This is a genomic window from Yoonia rosea (assembly GCF_900156505.1).
GTDB lineage: Bacteria > Pseudomonadota > Alphaproteobacteria > Rhodobacterales > Rhodobacteraceae > Yoonia > Yoonia rosea.
Window position 1 is genome coordinate 126,821 of sequence record NZ_FTPR01000003.1, and the last position, 18,826, is coordinate 145,646.

Here is an 18,826-nt window from a genome sequence, read left to right on the forward strand (position 1 = left end):
TTGTGTCCTTACGTGCGTTGGGATCATCCCGCAGACATTGCGGGATGGTCGATTGTTTTCTGTGGTGTGTTACTCGAAATTGTAAGGGGCACCGGCCTGATTGATGACGGCGTTGTACTCTTTGAAGATGTTGACGACCTTCTGGTGCACTTCGCCCTCTTGCGCCACTTCTTCCCAGAAAACCTTGGCGGCGTTTTCAACTTCGGCCCACTCGTTCGCAGGAACCGAGCGCAATTGAAGCTTGTCGCCATTGGCGCGCAGGGCTGCTTCGCCACCCCAATACCACTGGTTGCGGTAGGTGTGTCCAGCCTCAGTTGCGGCCATCACGATGGCTTTAAGGTGCTCTGGCAGATCAGCCCAGCGCTCTTCGTTCACGAACCATGACCCGATCCATGCACCCGAGATATTATTGGTCAGAAAATAATCGGTCACATCGGCCCAACCAACAGTGTAGTCTTCTGTAATGCCGGACCATGCCATGCCGTCCAACTCGCCTGTTTGCACGGCAACTTCGGCGTCCTCGTAAGGGATGTTCACCGGAACAACGCCGAATTGCGTCAGGAACCGGCCCGCTGTCGGGAAGGTGTAAAGGCGCAAACCATCAAGATCAGCCACGCTTGTGATCTCTTTGGTGGTGTTGAAGTTACACGGATCTTGCCCCGCCGCCGACAACCATTTGACGCCGACTTTGGCGTATTCTTCTTCCCAGATTTCCTTCAGTCCGTATTGGTTGAACAGCACAGGAACATCAAGGATGTGCTTAGTCGCAAAAGGGAAATACCCGCCAAATTGCTGCAATGGAGTGGGTGAGGCCATCGAATCATCGTCAGAATGCACCCCGTCGATGGTGCCGCGCTGCAACGCCTGAAACAGTTCGCCAGTCGGGACGATCTGGTCGGCATAGAACAGTTCAATCTCCAACTCTCCGTTGGCAGCCGTGTTGATATAGTCGATGACTGGCTTCGTCACATGTTCGCCAAGTGCCGATCCCGCATAGGTTTGAAAGCGCCATTTGATCGCTTCCTGCGCACGGGCAATTGAAGGTGCTGCCAATGTTGCGGCGCCAACAAGGCCCGCTTTCCGAATAAAATTACGTCTTGTGGTCATGATACTCTCCTAGTTTGATTTTTGCTCCGTTGGCGGAGTTCTTGGATTTAATTTCCATAAACGTAGTTGGGCAGCCAAAGTGCCAATTGCGGGAAAACCATTACAAGGATCAGCGCCCCGACCATTACCAGAACGAACGGCCCGATGGATCTGTAGATATCCTGAATACTGATTTCTGGTGGGGCCATGGCACGCATCAGGAACAGGTTATACCCGAACGGCGGCGTCATATAAGCAATCTGGCAAGTGATCGTGTAAAGGATTCCGTACCAAATCAGATCGAACCCAAGCGCGCCGACCAAAGGCACATAAAGCGGCGCAACGATTACCAGCATCGCCGTATCATCCAGAAAAGTCCCCATAATGATAAACGAAAGCTGCATCAAAATCAGAATGACCCACGGGTTTAGGCCAAGACGTTCCGTGAACAGGCTTTCAATAGCTTTCACGGCGCCTAATCCGTCAAACACGGCGCCAAATGCAAGGGCCGCAAGAATGATCCACATGAACATACAGGTAATGCCCAGCGTATTGCGGACCGAATTCTCAAACACTTCCCGCGTCATGCGCCCCTTGAAGACAGCGGCAAGAAACGCTGAAATTGCGCCAATCGCAGAGCTTTCAACCAGCGATGTCCAGCCGTTCACAAAAGGCACCATCATCACTGCAAAAATGACCAGCGGCAGCAAACCCGCACGCAGCAAACGCAGCTTTTCCACCATCGGAATGTCGCGTTCAGCTGCATCCAGCGCGGGGCCCAGTGCAGGGTTTTTCCAGCAGCGGAGCACGATATAAAGAATGAACATCGCGGCCATCATCAGCCCGGGAATAACGCCTGCCAGCCAGAGCTGCCCTACCGGTTGCCTTGCGATCATCGCATAAAGCACTAATACGACGGACGGGGGGACCAGGATTCCAAGCGATGACCCCGCCTGAATGACCCCAGTAACCATCCGTTTATCATAGCCCCGTTTCAGCAATTCTGGCAGTGCAATCGTGGCGCCAATCGCCATGCCTGCCACGCTGAGACCGTTCATCGCTGAAATCAGCACCATTAGGCCAATCGTCCCGATAGCAAGCCCGCCGCGCAAACCGCCCATCCAGACGTGGAACATCTTGTAAAGGTCATCGGCAATCTTGGATTCGCTCAGCACGTAACCCATGAAGATGAACATTGGCAGCGTCAAAAGAGGATACCATTTCATCAGCTTCATAGCGGCAGCAAAGCCTAGGTCATACCCGCCTCTGTCACCCCAAAGCAGCAGGGCTGCGACAACAGCCACAAACCCGATCGCCCCGAAGACGCGCTGGCCAGTCAGTAGCATCAGCATCATGGTCGAAAACATCAAAGTCGCGATCATCTCATAGGGCATCAGATTTCGGCCCCTTTAAGACGCAGGACATCTTTGAAAAGCTCTGAAATGCATTGCAGCAGCATCAGGAAAAACCCGACGATCATCACGACTTTGATCGGCCAGAGATAAGGGCGCCACGATGACGAAGAACGTTCCATCGTGCCAACCTCTTCGACACCAATGACGACGCCGGCTAGAAACGAAAATGGCGCATCTTTCCAATATCCCAAGGAATAGGCAGTCGAACTGACAGCGCCATAAAGCAGCACGCATAGATAAAAGATCAAGAAAAGCACCGTAATTGCGTCAAACCACGCCTTCCGGCGCACAGACCAGCTGCCGTAGAGTAGATCCATGCGAACGTTCGAACCCATTTGGAGGGAATACGGCCCACCCAGAATATAATATCCCACCATCACGAACTGCGCCATTTCCAGCGTCCAAAGGGTTGGCAGGAAGAACGTTTTGCTGATTGACGACCAAAGCAGGATCGCCATTAGCACAAAGATCCCGTACATCGCCACCCGCCCTAGCCGGTAGTTCACAGCATCAACGACGCGAATATATCCGCACATCACGCCAAGCATGCATCAACGCCCAAGGTTTCTAATGCCTGCCTGACCCACGCTGTCAGGGACTTGGCAATCGCGGTTTGTCCGGCTTCATCTGCAATCAGATCGTTGCGCACCTCGATCATCACATTCAGATAACCATGCTTGATCGCATGCTCTTTCAATGTGTGTGTTACTCCGTCTTGCGGGCCGTATGGGGCATTGCGGCGCACCACATAGCTTTGATCGGCGGCCCGCAGCATCGCATCGGCCAGCACGCTATCACGATCATGCAATATGCCGATTTCGACGTCGCGCCTTTTGCCGTTATAGACCGGCACAAAACTATGTATCGTTACCAATACCGGATCTGTGCGGCGTGCAATCTCTACCGCAAGCGCCTGACGAAAGGGCGTGTAGTAACGCGAAATGCGCGCCTGCTTTTCTTCATCAGTCAGGCCGACGTTGCCAGGAATTTCAAAGACCTCGCTGCGCACAGGTATCGCGTCAGGCGCCTCTGGCGGGCGATTACAATCATAGACAAGGCGGGACACATTTGACGCGACAAGACATGCATCAAGGTCGCGCGACATAAGTTCGGCTACGGCCATCGCGCCGAGGTCCCATGCCGCATGGCTATGTCTTGCAGCAGAGCTGGCACCCAAACCGTCCAGCGTTTCTGGAATATAGAAACTGGCATGCTCACACACCAAAACAATGCGCGACCGAGCCGCGCTGCGCGACACTTCAACAACCGTTTCTTGCGTTTGATTTAAAGCCATAGCCACCCCTGGCCGATAATCTGCTTGCTATATGGCGACCGTGTCAACACAATTGTGGAATATTTATCACACGCTGATATGGGCTGTTAATTTTATAAGCAGAACGGAGGCACCGATGGCGGAATCTGCTCAAACAATATCAGATCAAATCCACGACATGCTCGATGACCTGACGCGGGCCGAACGGCAGCTGGCACTGTCTGTTCTGGAAAACTACCCCGCATCAGGCCTTGGTCCGCTGACTGCGCTTGCTAAGGATGCTGACGTGTCAGTGCCCACAGTTGCGCGCATGGTTCAAAAACTGGGCTACAAAGGCTACCCTGAATTCCAGATGGCCCTCCGCGAGGAACTGAAAGCCAAGGTCAAAACGCCCATCGCCAAGCATGACACATGGGCAGAAGCTGCGCCCTCGGGCCATATCCTCAACCGGTTTACAGAAGCCGTCATCGAAAACATCCGCCTCACGCTCAGCCAGATCGACCCAGTAGCCTTTGATCATGCCTGTGACCTGATTGCGGATGTGAACCGGCACCTGTTTATTGTTGGTGGGCGGATTACGCACACGCTGGCAGAGTATCTGTTCTTGCACATGCAGGTCGTCCGATCAGACGTGACACACGTGCAATCAACGGCGAACACATGGCCGCACTACCTGCTTGATGCAAAAGAAGGTGATGTTTTCGTCATCTTCGATATGCGGCGGTATGAAAACAACACACTGAAACTGGCGGAACTTGCCCACGGACGCGGCGCCAAGATCATCCTGATAACAGATCAATGGCGATCTCCGGTGCATCAAATGGCGACAGTTTGCCTGAGCAACCGGATCGTCGTGCCCTCGGCTTGGGACAGTGCGACGACGACAATGCTGTTATTGGAAACGATGGTCTCGTCTGTGCAAACATTGAACTGGTCTCAAACCAAAGGCCGTATTGAACGGCTGGAGGATATGTTTGACGAAACCAAGCTGTTTCGAAAATTCACATAAGAGTTGCGCTCTTGCGCAAACGGCGCCCTCCGTAGACAAGTACCCTTCTAGGACTTCGCTAGGGTCGCTCCGCGCGTTTGGCTGGTCAAGGGTGCGCAGCCTTTCCTCTAGCGTGTGAGTAAGCTCGCTGTTGGCCGAATTGTCAAAGGGCAGGGTGGTGTCAGACCAATTCGAACCAGTCTCAGGATGTGTCTATATTCCGGAACCTATGTCGAACAAAGCTGGCGCCACTCGGCGAGAGCAGCGGCTCGGTTAGCCTTGAAATTGTCTCTGCTATAGAGCGCACGCTCCTGGTTGAAATGGTTGCAGACGGAGGAATGAATGGCGGCGAATTTCTGTAAACATCGCATACTGCGGAACCGTTGCATGGCGCGTTCTCGTCGTCGGAATGGCAGGTGCTAGTTCTCGGCCCGATTGTTCAGCCAACGGCCCGTTTCCTGCATGTCGGCATTGCCGATATCTTTCATCGCAGCGCTATAAGATCGAAGCTTGTCTGTCACCAAGATATGAGGACGTCCGTGGCGCTTCATTGATTTCTTGAGGAATTTCAATGCTGCCTTGCGATCCCGTCGCTTTGTGACGAAGCTTTCCAGCACTTCGCCCTCGCGATCAACCGCGCGCCACAGGTAGTGCCGCTCGCCGCCGATCTTTACAAAAACCTCGTTCAGATGCCATTGCCAGTTCGCATACGACCGCATCTGCTGCACGCGTTTTTTGCGGATTTCAGCGGCGAACACCCCGCCAAATCTATTCCACCAGAAGCGGACAGTTTCGTGACTGATTTCGATCCCACGCTCATGAAGGAGATCTTCGACATTCCGAAGCGAAAGAGGAAAATGGACGTAAAGCATCACGGCCAGGCGGATGATTTCAGGTGACGTTTTAAAGTAGCGAAATGGAGAGCGTTTTGTCATCCAAAGAGGCTAGGGCGGTGTTCTGCCCGCCTCAAGCGGGTTTTGTCTGACAGTGCCTCCCTGTTTATTGGCTGTTATCCGGGAAAAGCGGACCGGCGTATTAAGGCAACTGAGACGGTCGGGCCTTACACCACAGGATCAGTCCGCGCGGTCCGTCTCAGTCCGAGACAGCACGTTGCAAGCCGCGGAAGACACGCGGAAATTCAGGCCAAAACGGACATGGGAAAATGAGACTGGGGTAAGTGGCGGACTGGGGAGGATTCGAACCCCCGACCCCTTGATTCGTAGTCAAGTACTCTATCCAACTGAGCTACCAATCCGCGTATCGGGGGATTTAGACGGGGATTACCTGCGATGCAAGGCCCAATTCACATTCTTTCTCATTCTGCTGCCGGAGCAAGCGCCATGTCCTCTTTTGGCAGTTGAATGAGAAAGGTCGTCCCTTGGGCGCTTGTTGATTTCAGCTCAAGCCGCCCGCCGTGGCCGCGCACCAGATCGGCCGCAATGACGAGCCCCAGACCCGAGCCGCCTTTGCGGACACCCCCCTGAAACGGCTGGAACAGATGTTCTTGCGCTTTCTTGGGCAGGCCTGGCCCTGTGTCGGTAATGGTCAGACACCATGTCAGATCATCCTCGACCGCTTGCAGCCCGATTTCACCGGGATCTCCGGTGGCCATGATGGCCTGACGGGCATTGCGCACAAGGTTGAAGATCGCGCGGTAGAGCTGCTCGCCATCGGCGCGCAGTGTCATGGTTGCGGGGATATCTTCGGCGAAAGACAGCGGGTAATCTGCGGCCGCCAACCTTTCGCTGTCGATCACATCGCCAACGATTTGCGCCAGATTAACGCGCGACAGACGCGGCGCAGGCTCATCAACCCGTCCGAAGGCCAGCGTTGTTTCGCACAGGTTCACCGCACGTGTGATCGAGCCCACCAGTTTCGGTGCCATGCGTTTGACCAAAGGATCATCGGACGATTCGATGCGGTCGGTAAAGAGTTGCGCTGATGTCAGGATATTGCGCAGATCATGGCTTACCTTCGCCACAGCACCACCAAGCTGGGCCAGGCGCTCTTTCTGTTTCAGCGAGCTGGTCATCTGCGTTTGCATCGTCCGCAGCGCCTCTTCTGCGTCGCGTAGCTCGGTCACGCTGGCACGGGGTGTTATGATCTGGCGCGCATCCTCTGGGGCTTTGGCATAGGCTTGCATTTGGCTGACTACACCTTTGATCGGCCGCACCAAGAGGATCTGGACCGAAAGAAACAAAAGGCTCGCCGTGATGATCGAGATAAAAGCCGAGAGGAACAGGATATTGCGCCCGTACTCCAAAAGCGCATTGCGCAGGGGCATTTCGTCCATTGTGACTTCGATCAAAAGTCCGCCGTCGCGTACCGGATGACCGATGACGCGCACGATCCGGTCTTCGGGATCGACAAGCGTGCGCAGGGCATCCGCGATCAAGGTCATCGCGCTGGGGTCGCGCATGTCATAGGTCGCTGTGATGGGCGAGGGGATCGGTGACGACAGGGCAAGTTGCCGGATTTCATCGCGCCGCAGGACCACGTTATAGACCTCGGCATTGCGCAGCAACTCGCTCTCGAGTGCGGGGCTGATCATGTCATCAGCTTCCAGTGCCAGCGATGCAATCTGCGCGCGTTCAAGCCGCGCAAGCAGGTAATCCTCGCGGAAACGCGCGACCGAGGGCACGAAGATAAAGACCTCGGCCAGCATCACGAAGATCACCGTGAGGATCAGAAAGCGACCTGAAAGAGAGTTGGTCATATTGCCTCGTTTTAGCGGCCTATGGCAGCCAACGCTGCACGAAGCCTACGACACGCTTTACCGTGGGGTTATCAAAAAGTCTCGGGCTAAAATAGGCACCTGCAGCGCGTTTGTTAACCTCACTGACCGTCGGATAGGGCAGGACGGTATTGGCAATGGCCGACATCTTCATCTTGTTGGCAATCGCCATGGCCCACATGCCGATCAGCTCGCCCGCCATATGCCCCGCAATCGAAGCCCCGACAGGGCGGCCTTTCACAACCATCACCTTGATCAGACCCTTGGTCTTGCGTTCCGCAATCAGGCGGTCGTTATGGTGGAAATCAAAACGCACGACCTCCAGCGCAGGCCCAAACTTCTTTTTCGCCTGCGCCTCGGTCAGGCCAACTTGGGCCAGTTCTGGATCGGTATAGGTGGCCCATGGGATGTGATCGGTCCGCTGCTTGGACGGCAGACCAAACAGCATTGACCGGATCAGCACGCCGGCATGATAGCCCGCGACATGTGTGAATTGCAGCCCACCTGCCACATCGCCTGCGGCATAAACCTTTTTGTTGGTGACAGAGCGCAGATCAGGTCCAACCTTGAGCCCTGCGCGATCATGGGCGATCCCGCCTGCATCCAGATCAAGCTTTTCGGTATTCACCTTGCGCCCCACCGCCATCAGCAGGTGTGATCCGGTGAAATCCCCCTTGGGAGTGTGCACCGTGATCGTATCACCCTTGGCGCTGATCTTTTCGGCCTGCGCGTCTTCAACGATATTCACGCCTTCGGCACGCAGGTTCTCCAGGACGATCGCGGCCATTTCGGGATCGTCCTTGCCGAATGCTTTGGCCCCTTCAATGACGGTTACATTGCAGCCCAGCCGCCGGTGTGCCTGCGCCATTTCCATGCCGATGGGACCGCCACCAATGATCAGCAGGTGTTTGGGCTTTTCACGCAGATCAAAGATATTCTCGTTGGTGTAATAGGTGACATCCTCAATTCCCGGGATCGGCGGGACAAAGGGGCCAGAGCCCGTGGCAACCACAAAACGGCGTGCTTCGATGATGGTGTCACCTGCCTGCACTTCGGTCCGCGAGATGAACTTGCCGAACTCGGTAATCACCTGCACACCCAGCCCCTCGAACCGTTCAACGCTGTCCACAGGCGCGATGGTGGCGATGACGTCTGCGACATGGTCCTTGGCGGCGGCATAATCGACCGTTGGCTCCACCTCGGCCACACCGTAGGGTGCGCCATGCGACATGGCATAGGCCTGTTTGGCCGATGCGATCAGTGCCTTGGACGGCACGCAGCCATAGTTCAGGCAATCGCCGCCCATCTTGTGGCCTTCGAGCAGGACAACCTTTGCGCCCATCTGCACTGCGCCTGCGGCGATCGACAATCCGCCCGAGCCTGCGCCAATGATGCAAATATCTGTTTTGATCCGGTTCATATCTTAAAGACCTTTCTTGCCGCGCAAAGCGTTGATCAGGATGGGCAGTGCGGCCAGCACACAAAGACCGATGATCGGGAAAATAATCTGGGGTTCAAAGATAATCCCGAGGTTCGGGGTCTCACCACGGGCAAAAACCTCGCCCAGACCGGCACCGACCGAGGTGTAGACAACAGAGCCGGGGATAATGCCAAGGAAAGTCGAGATCACAAAGCGATGCAGGGGCACCTCAAGGAAGGATGGAATCAGGTTCGCCAGAAAGAACGGCACAGCCGGCACAAGCCGGATGAGGAACAGCATCGACCACTGGTTTTCATCAATTCCGTCCTTGATCTTTTTCACTGTCCCTTCCGCGTTCTCCAGTTTCTTGCCAAGGCTTTCCCCAAACCCCCAGCGCGCGGCCAGAAAGATCGCCGTTGCGCCGATTGTGGCTGCGGTCATATTGAACAAGGCACCCGGGAAGGTCGCAAAGAGAAATCCGCCGGTGAGTGTCGCGATGGTCGCACCGGGCAGGGAGAAGGCCACGATCACAACGTAAGCGGCAATAAACACCAGCACGGTCATGAAATAGTTGGCATCCCGGAACGCCAGCAGCGTCTCGCGGTTTTCAGCCAAGGCCTCGAACGTCAGGTAGTCGCGCAGAAAGTAGGCGCCAAGAATGGCCACAATAATAATCACAATCAAAGGCAGCTTCTTGAGAAGCGGGTTGGCGGGGGCATCGGGCATATCGGTCATCACATTGTGTCCTGTTTGGCGTCAATTCGCTGCTGTATTAAATGGACTGATCAGCTTGGTCAGGGTACCCACTTCACAGCCCATTGATGCAAAGCCCCCCGGATGTTTCAGTTTCGGGGTGTGCTCTGTGAGGATTGAAACATTTGGCGGCGCATAAATCTGCGAAATGTTGCAGTTTCATCCCGCCTGTTGCGTTGACATGATGCCACCCCCCCTCTAAAGGACGGGTCTGAATTGTAGACAGGCCTCGAATCCTTTTGGGTTTGGCCGTAAACCGGAGAGCACGCTATGAAGCGCACGTTCCAACCATCAAACCGGGTTCGCAAGAACCGCCACGGATTCCGCGCACGCATGGCCACAAAGGCTGGTCGCAAGATCCTGAACAATCGCCGTGCCAAAGGCCGCGCGAAGCTGAGCGCGTAAGCGCGACAGCCGTTTTGACCGATTTGAAACCGCCGGTTGCGCCTGTGTCAGGCACTCCGGCGGTTTCTGTTTGCGTATTGACCAAGCGCGCCGACTTTGTGCGCGCGTCACACGCCCACAGGCAAGGCACCCCCGGCATCCATCTTCAGGGGCGCAAACGCGCCGAGGGGGAGGCGGCGGGCATCCGTGTCGGCTATACCTGTTCCAAGAAAGTCGGCAACGCCGTTGCCCGCAACCGCGCCAAACGGCGCTTACGCGAGGTCGCACGCATCGTCCTGCCTGAAATGGGCCGTGATGGCTGGGATTATGTGCTGGTGGGGCGCAAAGACCTGACTGCGACACTCGGCTTTGATACCCTCCTCGCCGATATGCGCCGCGCGATGAAAAAGCTCCACACATGAGCCCGGCCGCCTATATTGTGTCACTGCCTGTCCGCGCCTACAGGCTCGTGCTGTCACCATGGGTGGGGATGAGCTGCCGCTATCACCCGACGTGCTCGGCCTATTCCTTGGAAGCGCTGGAAAAGCACGGGGCAATCAAGGGCAGCTATCTGACGGTCCGGCGTATCCTGCGCTGCCACCCATGGGGCGGGTCGGGGATTGATAACGTACCGGACTAGGAACAGTTTGTTCTCAAGGCAACTGCGCAGTCGCGGCGAATGACTATTTTGAACCCAAGATGGCGCATGCTGCGGGTTGTACGAATGTCCGCTAAATTGAGACATGCGGGCTTGGTTCCTCGCCACACAAAAACGACTTCAGACTGTTCTTGAAGAAGTGGTTCCAGCCATCTAGGCAAATCTCCCAGCAGTTCAGCATCGGCGTTAATCCTTCGTGAGTCATTTTGATCTCGGTTTTGCCTCCAATGGTTTTGAACTCCCAGATGATCTTTGTTCCCAGCCACTCTTGATCGATCTCCTTCGGTTGTCCTTCGACTTTATGATGCGCGTCTGTGCAGATCATCTTGATACAGTTGGGCCTTTCGAAAGACGTGGCCTCGAAAGTCCAGAACCCATAGTCCGGCGGGAACCGCGCAGTCACTTTGTCTCCAACCCCGTTGAGGCCCCCTTCGGTGGACCGGGTCCACCACTTGTCCATCTGCGTCGCAACAGCTTGGAAACAGGCCTCTTGAGATGCAGACACTTGGATGATTTCTTCATAGTTTTTTGGCAGTTCGGTCACGGTAAGCTCCATCGTGGTGATTTGAGCTAGACTCACTCAATGCATTCAGTTTGAAAAGTAGGCAGTTTTTTGATACTTAAGTATCAAATTAATACTATTGGAGATTCAGTTGCACGACAATTCGAGTTCGAACCTTTGCCCAGCACCGCTTGTCTTTGCGATGATCGGTGGAAAATGGAAGCTGACAATATTGCAGATACTCATCTTTGATGGAACAAAGAGATTTGGCGAACTTCGGAAAGCGATCCCTGAAATCACACAGACAATGCTGACAAAGCAACTACGGGACCTTGAACACGATGGTCTTGTCAAAAGAGAGATCTATGCCGAGGTGCCACCAAAAGTTGAATACAGCGCCACTGAAGACGGCGTCGGGCTAATGCCCGCATTCAAGGAAATGCACTCATGGTGGGAAACACGAAAGCGTTCGCCAAAGGTCTCATAAGTGCAGCGATATCGTTGGAGCGGACATTCGACACCGCGGGCCTAACGGCAGCAATGTCCCGCAAACCAGCTATTGCTGCTTCGCGGGCGCAGTCCGCCACCTAGAGCTTCTCAAAGGAAATTGTTACCGTCCCGATATCCAGTCCATAGCGTTTGACATATGCCAGGTTCAGCAACCTGTCGTCCGCCAAGAGCCACATCCAGTCATCAAAGGTCACACGCAGGGTTTCTGTCTCGCCCGTGGCTGACGGCACTGGCAAGTCAATCTCGTATTTCCAGTTAAAGCGGTCGCCTTGTTCCTCTCCTGTCGCCTGCCCGATCACGCCCGGGGCCGTGCCGACCCAGCTATCCGGCCCGGTCTTGGTCAGGGTCCATATCCGTTGCTCGGTCGACCCGTCTTCATAGACAAAATCCTCAACCAATCTAAGCCGCTCACCATCCCAGTCACCCGCGATATTCACAACAAAGCTGCGCCGTACCGTGCCGAGGATGTCCTGAAACTGCCCGTAGGCCACCAGTTCCCCGTCAAAGAATTCTTCAAGGTTCAATTTGCGGTCGCTGAGGCTGGGGTCATCAAAGGACGGTTTGCCAGTGCAGGCGGCGAGCAGGGCGAAGGCGGCGGCAAGGATAAGGCGCATGATATTCTCCAATGACTTATTTCTGATACGCAGGCCAATGGGTTTCGGATGCCTCTAGGCAGATCACCGGCGTTCTGGCATATCGAAAACATGCTAGATGAATCTGAAATCCACCCGCTGTTTTACGGCGCCCCGACCACAACCGAGTTCAAGAAGCTGCGCAAGCGGATTGTCCGCTATACGCGCGAGGCGATTGAGCAATACGGCATGATCGAGCGCGATGCCAAATGGCTGGTTTGCCTTTCCGGTGGCAAGGACAGCTATACACTCTTGGCGGTGCTCTACGAGCTGAAGTGGCGTGGCCTGCTGCCTGTTGAACTCGTGGCCTGCAACCTTGATCAGGGCCAGCCCGGATTTCCGGCGACGGTCCTGCCGGAGTTTCTGGAAAAGATGGGTGTCCCGCACCGGATTGAATATCAGGATACCTATTCGATTGTGATGGATAAGGTGCCGCAGGGGCGAACCTTCTGCGCGCTGTGTTCGCGTTTGCGCCGTGGTAATCTCTACCGCATCGCGCGCGAAGAGGGATGCTCCGCTGTCGTGCTTGGCCATCACCGCGATGATATCCTTGAGACATTCTTTATGAACCTCTTCCATGGCGGGCGACTTGCGACAATGCCGCCAAAACTGGTCAATGAGGAGGGTGATTTGTTCCTATACCGCCCTTTGGCCCATGTCGCCGAGATTGATTGCGAGAAATTTGCGCAGGCGATGAACTATCCAATCATTCCCTGTGATCTGTGCGGATCGCAAGACGGATTGCAGCGCCAGCAGGTCAAACAGATCCTTGATGGATGGGAAAAGAACAGTCCGGGACGCAGGCAGGTCATGTTCCGCGCCTTGATGAACGCGCGCCCGTCACATTTGCTTGATCCCAAACTGTTCGATTTTGCCGCGTTGCAGCGTAATTCCTCACCCATGCGCGGGTTTGATGATGTGGATGAGGGCTAAGACCCCCTTTAGAAACGACAATGATGCCTCAAACCGCGATTCCGTGCCTTGTGTTATGATGCTGTGAGTGCAAACTATTCGGAATGTGGCGAGACTGTGGAAAGGCTGACTGCGCTAATGCTTTGCAATTTCAGAAAATCTTTAAGTGAACGGCTTTCTGATTGTTGCGCGAAGTAGCATAATTAACCAATCAATGTCAGCATTTCCCTAGTTTCGCCCGTTCTGCATTGTCTTGTCTCGAGACTTATCCGCTGATGCATTGCTGGAGCTTTGAATAAAATGATTTCACGATTTGCCACAACGTTGTTCTGTACTGTCGCGCCAGCAGCGCTTTTTGCGCAAGCGGTTGAGTTACGTTCCTTGGACGAATTCATTAACGTGCAGGGTGAGATTGTCGGTTTTAACGGTGTAATGGTTCAGGTCGAGACAACGGTTGGCCGCGTGGCTGTGCCGGCGTCTGAGGTCATTTGCTATGGCAACGCCTGTCTTGACGTCATTGCATCGAACGACTTTGGTTTGACGGAATCCGCCTTTCAGGGCGTTGTCGGAAATGCAGTACCTGTGATCGCCGGTGCTGTTGATACACTTTCTGTCGGTTTCGCCTCACCCGCTTATGGCACGTTGCACCGGACCATTACCGGGGCCTTTGCGGTGACCAACGCGGGGACTACAACCGCCGATCTTACCTCTGTCGGGGAATTGCTCTTGGAGGACAGGACGACAGGTGATCGGGCCTCCTTGTCGGTCAGTGCCTCGGATGAAGTGGCCGATATTCGCGTGGACAGCGTTTCCCTCAACGGCACAGCAAGCCGTGTTTACAACACACCCTCGGCATGGGCGACGGGCACGGCATTGTCACATCAGTTGCTTGGCCTCAAATCTTTCTCTGTTGTTGTGGCGCCGAATGCGGGGATCACAGCGCTTTCCGTAAACGACCTTGCACGGATTTTTGCGGGTGAGGTGACGAACTGGTCCCAGATCGGTGGTGCAGACGTGAGTATCCTGCCTCTCCAGCTGCCGCCCAATACCGAGGCGGGGTCGGCATTCCAGCGTCTTGTCATGGAGCCTGCCGGGCTTGAGGTTTCAGGAAACGTGCTGACCATGTCGGATGAGGCCGGTGTTTCCGGTTCGATCGGCCAATTCCCCGGGAGTGTGGGTGTTGTAACCACGGCAAATGCCAACCAGAACTTTATCGTTGAAGTAGCTGGTTCTTGCGGCATTGCGGTCGCGCCAACACCGTTCAACATTGTCTCGGGCGATTATGCCCTGATCCAGCCCATCATGGCGACATATAGCGCCACACCCAACACAGCTTTGCCGACAGAAGTGTTCGACTTCGCCGCCAGCGATGTCGCGCAGGGTCTGGTCGAAAGTGAAGGCTTTATCAACTTCAGTGCCGTGCCCTTGGACAGCGTCGCAAAGAACGCACGTATCAGCGGCCTGCTTGGTGCCGCACTTGACGACGCGCAACGCGCTGCGGCGGCAGAGATGTTCCAGGCATTGTTTGATGCCGACCGTTTGTCGCCGACAATGACGGGTGGTCCTGCCAGTGGCGCAGAGGGTGCGTGGAACCGTGCGATACTGATTGATCTGATCGACTTTTTGAAACAGCCGGGCAACGAAGGCCGCGAGATCCTTCTTGTCGGCTTCGGAGAGAGCGCCAATGGGAGCGCTGCGGCCATCGCGGCATCGGCGGAAGCGGCGGCATCTTTTGCGGCCCTGCTGACAGATGTTGCGGCGGATACAGTTGCGGCCAAAAACTACACCGTCACCTCATATGGTTTCGGAAATGTCTCTCCGGCCACCTGCATTGACGGGCAGGTCGCAGGGTCCGAGTATACGCGTGTCGAGGTTTGGATCCGTTAACCTGACGCTTGGTTTGCCATCGCAAAGGCCAAGCCGTTATCAGGAAACAGGTGGCATGTTATCGCTTAGCAGCACATCACATGCTGTTGTATCGCCTATCCAAAGGGTGCATTTCGTCACCCAGACACATAGGTAAGCGACATGAACAAACGTATCCTCTCCTTCATCGCCGTTCTGGCGCTCACGCTTTATGCCGGTGCCGTTTCGGCCCAGCAGCTAAGCCTTTCGCAAATCTCGGCCTATCTGAACCAGCTACAGACGGCGCAGGGTGGGTTTACCCAGATCAATCCCGACGGCACGCTGAGCACAGGCCAGATCTATATCAAACGCCCCGGACGTATCCGGTTTGAGTATAACGCGCCGTCGGATTCCTTGGTAATGGCCAGTGGCGGGCAGCTCGCGATCTTTGATCCGCGCTCAAACACTGGACCGGACCGCTATCCGTTGAACCAGACCCCGCTCAGCATCATTTTGCAGAATAATGTGGATCTTGAGCGCGCCGATATGGTGACAAATGTCACCTCGGACGGAACCACGACCACTGTCACCGCGCAAGACCCCGACAATCCGAACTATGGCAGTATCCAACTGGTCTTTACCGCCAATCCCGTCGAACTGCGTCAGTGGATTGTCACCGATGAATTCGGAACCGAAACCACGGTTATCCTGAATGATCTGATTATGGGTAGCGTGATCCGGGATGTCCTGTTCAACATCAACGTAGAAACACGACGCCGCGGAAACTGATGTGACATCACAAAGACAAGAAAAGGCGGCTCTGCCCAGAGCCGCCTTTATTGTTTCTACCGCTTGCGACAGGACCGCAGCTGTTGGTCATACATGACGGCACGCGCTTCGACTTCGCCGGAAATCCGGATCAGCCAGCTTTTGGAGCGCCATGTGCCACGCAAGAACCCGGTCCGGCCATCGTGATAGGCCAGATATTGGTTGCGTGTGTCATAGATCGGCACGCCCGTCTCTTCGACGGTCTTGGTCATGTACCATCCCATAAAGTCGGTGGCGTCAAAGATATCATCGCGCCGCGCGCCGCGCCCGCCCGGGCCGCGCACGTATTCTTCCCATGTGCCATCCAACGCCTGACTATAGCCAAAGGCCGAGGATTGCCGCCCTACCGGAATCACACCCAGCGCATAGCGGTGCGGCGTGCGGTTGTTGCCGATAAATTTGCTTTCCTGATAGATCATCGCCATCAACGCCGGCACCGGAACGCCGTATTTACGCTCCACCGCGTTGAAAGCACGAAGGTATTCGGGGCGCTCGGACACGATACTACATGCATCATCAAGATTGCGCGGGGCCGAGTTATAACCCGATCCGCTGCTGCAACTTGCCAGAAGCATCACACATGCCATTGCGCGAAAGATACTGCTCATCTGCCTCTCGCTTATATTCGTTTTTTTACAGCATAGCGCGGAACGGGCGTTGTGGGAATCCCCTTGTGAGGGCGGTTTAGATCACAAATGCGAGGATAAGCGGCAAAGCGAGCACCGAAAGCAGCGTTGAGGCCACAACGAGACCCGCCACAGGCTGGGCGTTGGCCCCGTATTTTTCAGCCAGAAGGTAGGATGTGACAGCAACCGGTGTCGCCAGTTGTACGATCAGCACGCCAGCGGCAACAGGATCAAGCCCGAACCAGACCGCAGCCACCCAGCCAGCGCCGCCGCAAATCATCAGCTTGACCACTGAAAGCAGGACAGCCTGTCCCATCGCCTTCGTTTCCAGTCGCGCCACTGCCACCCCCAGGGTGATCAACATCATCGGGATCGCCATCTGCCCGATCAGTTCCAACGTGTTGGTCAGAAAAATCGGTGTTTCCCATCCCCGCCATAAAAACAGCGCCCCCAGCAAGGTCGCACCCACCAAGGGTTCCTGCAAAACGCGTTTGAACGACCCCGCACCAGCCACCATCCAGATGCCGATCGTGAACGACAAGATTGCCATCACCGCAAAGACGACCACCGCATAGCCCAACCCTGTCTCGCCAAAAGCAAAGAGCGCCAGCGGCAGGCCAAGGTTGCCTGTATTGCCGAAAATCAGCGGTGCCAGATAGGTTTGCGTGTCGAGCCGCGCTGCTTTCACAAGAATGAAACAGCCCGCCATGACAATCAGATAGGCCACGAAAGAGGCCAGTGACAGGGTGGCAATCGCCTGTGGTGCGGCGTCTATGTTCATCAACGCCACAAAGATCAGGCACGGCACCGCCAGTGTCATCGCCATACGTGTGACGAAGGTGACGCTGTACTCAAACCCCAGTTTGACCCAGACGAATCCGATAGCCGCCAAAAGAAAGACCGGCGCGGTGATATTCAGGACTGTCAGGACGAGGTTCACAAACTGTTTCCTTTAAATCTTGGCTGCAAGCGTGGACTTTTCGCGTGCGGCAGACTTATAAGGAGACAAATAGGAAGACCATGTTTAAAACGCGCGCGAAATATCATCTTGGCCAGATTGTACGCCACAGAAAGCACCCTTTCCGCGGTGTGATCTTTGACGTGGACGCCATGTTTTCGAACACGGACGAATGGTACAACGCTATTCCTGAGGACAGCCGGCCCAAAAAGGACCAGCCCTACTATCACCTCTTGGCCGAGAACGAGCAGAGCTTTTATGTGGCCTATGTCTCGGAACAGAACCTTGTCGCTGATTATTCGGGCGAGCCGGTCGACCACCCTGATCTGGATGATCTGTTTGGTCCGTTCGAGGATGGCCAGTACCCGCTACAGGTCCAGCTCAACTAGCCTTTGAATGCGACGGCTTCTTGCCGCAGTGCGCCGAGCCCTTCAATTTCTGCCGTCAGGATATCGCCCGCTTTCATAAAGCGGGGTGGTTTATGACCAACGCCGACACCGGGCGGTGTCCCTGTCAGAATAAGGTCGCCGGGCTGCAGGGTGACGAACTGGCTGACATGCGCCACAATCTGCGTCACCGAAAAGATCATCGTCTTGGTTGACCCTTTCTGCATCTGCTCGCCATTGATTTCCAGCGACATCGACAGGTTTTGCACGTCTGCAATCTCGTCTTTGGTCACGAGGTAGGGGCCAACCGGCGCAAAGCTGTCTGCGGATTTGCCTTTCATCCACTGACCGCCGAACTCAAGCTGGAACGCCCGTTCCGATACGTCATTGCCGACGAAATATCCCGCGACGTGGTCCAGCGCCTTTTCCTCGCTTACATGTTGTGCGCGGGTGCCGATGGCAACGCCCAGTTCCAGCTCCCAGTCGGTCTTGGTCGCCCCTTTGGGAATGATGATTGGATCATGCGCGCCTGTGACCTCGCAGGCCTTCATGAACAGGATCGGGTGGTCGGGGATCGCCATATTCATCTCTGCGGCGTGGTCGTAATAGTTGAGCCCGATGCAGAAGACGCGCCGCGCATCGCTTAGAAACGGGGCAGGGGCGCCGGCAATGACAGGACAGGCGTCAAGATTAATGGCGGCAAGGGCGCGCAGCGCGTCCGGTGCAATCTGAGCAGCCGTCACATCATCAATGTGTCCTGACAAATCGCGCAAAGCGCCCGCAGCATCCACTGCTGCTGGTTTGATTCCGTCTGCTGTCCTGATCCGGCAAAGTTTCATGGCGCGCTCCCTTTGGTTTGGCCAAGACATAGCCCCAGCCGTGTGCGGACACCAGAGGGGTGGTCAATGTGGCTGGT

General features: G+C 55.4%; 21 protein-coding genes, 1 tRNA gene and 1 pseudogene. 9 read left to right on the forward strand and 14 right to left on the reverse strand.

All coding sequences use genetic code 11. The features are described 5' to 3' along the window. Positions 1-69: 69 nt before the first annotated feature. Genes B0B09_RS15210 through B0B09_RS15225 form a run of 4 tightly spaced genes read right to left on the reverse strand, consistent with a single transcriptional unit; the run spans position 70 to position 3,795 of the window. Positions 70-1,107, reverse strand: coding sequence for a TRAP transporter substrate-binding protein (locus B0B09_RS15210; RefSeq protein ID WP_076660799.1), 1,038 nt, complete (start codon positions 1,105-1,107; stop codon positions 70-72). A 47-nt stretch (positions 1,108-1,154) separates the two neighbouring features. Beyond that, on the reverse strand, positions 1,155-2,480 hold the full coding sequence (locus B0B09_RS15215; RefSeq protein WP_076660800.1) for a TRAP transporter large permease: 1,326 nt from the start codon (positions 2,478-2,480) through the stop codon (positions 1,155-1,157). Continuing rightward, positions 2,480-3,049 (reverse strand): TRAP transporter small permease subunit, encoded by a 570-nt coding sequence (locus B0B09_RS15220; protein WP_076660801.1) that lies wholly within the window; start codon positions 3,047-3,049, stop codon positions 2,480-2,482. Before B0B09_RS15220 ends, B0B09_RS15215 begins: the two co-directional genes overlap by 1 nt. Beyond that, positions 3,037-3,795: an N-formylglutamate amidohydrolase gene (locus B0B09_RS15225; RefSeq protein ID WP_076660802.1), complete on the reverse strand. Its 759-nt coding sequence runs from the start codon at positions 3,793-3,795 to the stop codon at positions 3,037-3,039. The genes B0B09_RS15220 and B0B09_RS15225 overlap by 13 nt, the downstream gene beginning before the upstream one ends. A 115-nt stretch (positions 3,796-3,910) precedes the next feature. Between B0B09_RS15225 and B0B09_RS15230 the strand changes: the two genes are divergently transcribed. Continuing rightward, complete coding sequence (locus tag B0B09_RS15230) at positions 3,911-4,783, forward strand: MurR/RpiR family transcriptional regulator (protein ID WP_076660803.1); 873 nt, start codon at positions 3,911-3,913, stop codon at positions 4,781-4,783. A gap of 206 nt (positions 4,784-4,989) precedes the next feature. Here B0B09_RS15230 and B0B09_RS15235 read toward each other — a convergent pair. The 5 genes and pseudogenes from B0B09_RS15235 to B0B09_RS15255 form a co-directional block, all read right to left on the reverse strand. Next, positions 4,990-5,697: pseudogene (locus B0B09_RS15235) on the reverse strand (IS6 family transposase). Between the two features lie 243 nt (positions 5,698-5,940). Then, positions 5,941-6,017: transfer RNA gene (locus tag B0B09_RS15240), tRNA-Arg, on the reverse strand. A 60-nt stretch (positions 6,018-6,077) separates the two neighbouring features. Next, entirely contained in the window at positions 6,078-7,478 is a 1,401-nt protein-coding gene (locus B0B09_RS15245; protein WP_055295782.1) for a sensor histidine kinase, read from the reverse strand. Positions 7,479-7,497: 19 nt separating this feature from the next. Continuing rightward, positions 7,498-8,916: a dihydrolipoyl dehydrogenase family protein gene (locus tag B0B09_RS15250; RefSeq protein WP_055295783.1), complete on the reverse strand. Its 1,419-nt coding sequence runs from the start codon at positions 8,914-8,916 to the stop codon at positions 7,498-7,500. Positions 8,917-8,919: 3 nt separating this feature from the next. After that, positions 8,920-9,651, reverse strand: a complete 732-nt coding sequence (locus B0B09_RS15255; protein WP_076660804.1) for a TVP38/TMEM64 family protein — start codon at positions 9,649-9,651, stop codon at positions 8,920-8,922. A 288-nt stretch (positions 9,652-9,939) separates the two neighbouring features. Between B0B09_RS15255 and rpmH the strand changes: the two genes are divergently transcribed. From rpmH to yidD, 3 genes are read left to right on the forward strand one after another with little or no spacing between them, the layout of a single operon-like run. Continuing rightward, positions 9,940-10,074, forward strand: coding sequence for a 50S ribosomal protein L34 (gene rpmH, locus B0B09_RS15260; protein WP_008231458.1), 135 nt, complete (start codon positions 9,940-9,942; stop codon positions 10,072-10,074). A gap of 23 nt (positions 10,075-10,097) precedes the next feature. Next, entirely contained in the window at positions 10,098-10,475 is a 378-nt protein-coding gene (gene rnpA, locus B0B09_RS15265; RefSeq protein ID WP_375342227.1) for a ribonuclease P protein component, read from the forward strand. Continuing rightward, entirely contained in the window at positions 10,472-10,693 is a 222-nt protein-coding gene (gene yidD / locus B0B09_RS15270; protein WP_076660806.1) for a membrane protein insertion efficiency factor YidD, read from the forward strand. Before rnpA ends, yidD begins: the two co-directional genes overlap by 4 nt. A 91-nt stretch (positions 10,694-10,784) precedes the next feature. Here yidD and B0B09_RS15275 read toward each other — a convergent pair whose 3' ends face one another. Further along, the gene (locus tag B0B09_RS15275) at positions 10,785-11,255 is read right to left on the reverse strand and encodes an SRPBCC family protein (RefSeq protein WP_131825037.1); all 471 of its coding nucleotides are present in this window, start codon (positions 11,253-11,255) and stop codon (positions 10,785-10,787) included. 109 nt (positions 11,256-11,364) lie between these two features. Between B0B09_RS15275 and B0B09_RS15280 the strand changes: the two genes are divergently transcribed. Then, entirely contained in the window at positions 11,365-11,700 is a 336-nt protein-coding gene (locus B0B09_RS15280) for a winged helix-turn-helix transcriptional regulator (protein WP_278247295.1), read from the forward strand. Between the two features lie 100 nt (positions 11,701-11,800). Here B0B09_RS15280 and B0B09_RS15285 read toward each other — a convergent pair whose 3' ends face one another. After that, complete coding sequence (locus tag B0B09_RS15285; protein ID WP_076660961.1) at positions 11,801-12,337, reverse strand: DUF3833 family protein; 537 nt, start codon at positions 12,335-12,337, stop codon at positions 11,801-11,803. A gap of 90 nt (positions 12,338-12,427) precedes the next feature. Between B0B09_RS15285 and ttcA the strand changes: the two genes are divergently transcribed. The 3 genes from ttcA (at position 12,428) to B0B09_RS15300 (ending at position 15,901) form a co-directional block, all read left to right on the forward strand. After that, positions 12,428-13,288, forward strand: coding sequence for a tRNA 2-thiocytidine(32) synthetase TtcA (gene ttcA / locus B0B09_RS15290; RefSeq protein ID WP_076660960.1), 861 nt, complete (start codon positions 12,428-12,430; stop codon positions 13,286-13,288). A gap of 279 nt (positions 13,289-13,567) precedes the next feature. Beyond that, entirely contained in the window at positions 13,568-15,154 is a 1,587-nt protein-coding gene (locus B0B09_RS15295; RefSeq protein WP_076660809.1) for a PstS family phosphate ABC transporter substrate-binding protein, read from the forward strand. Between the two features lie 141 nt (positions 15,155-15,295). After that, on the forward strand, positions 15,296-15,901 hold the full coding sequence (locus tag B0B09_RS15300; RefSeq protein ID WP_055295792.1) for a LolA family protein: 606 nt from the start codon (positions 15,296-15,298) through the stop codon (positions 15,899-15,901). A 56-nt stretch (positions 15,902-15,957) separates the two neighbouring features. Here B0B09_RS15300 and B0B09_RS15305 read toward each other — a convergent pair whose 3' ends face one another. After that, the gene (locus B0B09_RS15305) at positions 15,958-16,548 is read right to left on the reverse strand and encodes a transglycosylase SLT domain-containing protein (RefSeq protein WP_055295794.1); all 591 of its coding nucleotides are present in this window, start codon (positions 16,546-16,548) and stop codon (positions 15,958-15,960) included. A 76-nt stretch (positions 16,549-16,624) separates the two neighbouring features. Next, entirely contained in the window at positions 16,625-17,506 is an 882-nt protein-coding gene (locus B0B09_RS15310) for an AEC family transporter (protein ID WP_055295796.1), read from the reverse strand. Positions 17,507-17,586: 80 nt separating this feature from the next. Here B0B09_RS15310 and hspQ point away from each other — a divergent pair, with 80 nt between their 5' ends. Further along, on the forward strand, positions 17,587-17,913 hold the full coding sequence (gene hspQ / locus B0B09_RS15315; RefSeq protein ID WP_076660810.1) for a heat shock protein HspQ: 327 nt from the start codon (positions 17,587-17,589) through the stop codon (positions 17,911-17,913). Here the strand turns inward: hspQ and B0B09_RS15320 are convergent. Then, on the reverse strand, positions 17,910-18,749 hold the full coding sequence (locus B0B09_RS15320) for a fumarylacetoacetate hydrolase family protein (protein ID WP_076660811.1): 840 nt from the start codon (positions 18,747-18,749) through the stop codon (positions 17,910-17,912). The genes hspQ and B0B09_RS15320 overlap by 4 nt on opposite strands. Positions 18,750-18,826 lie beyond the last annotated feature (77 nt).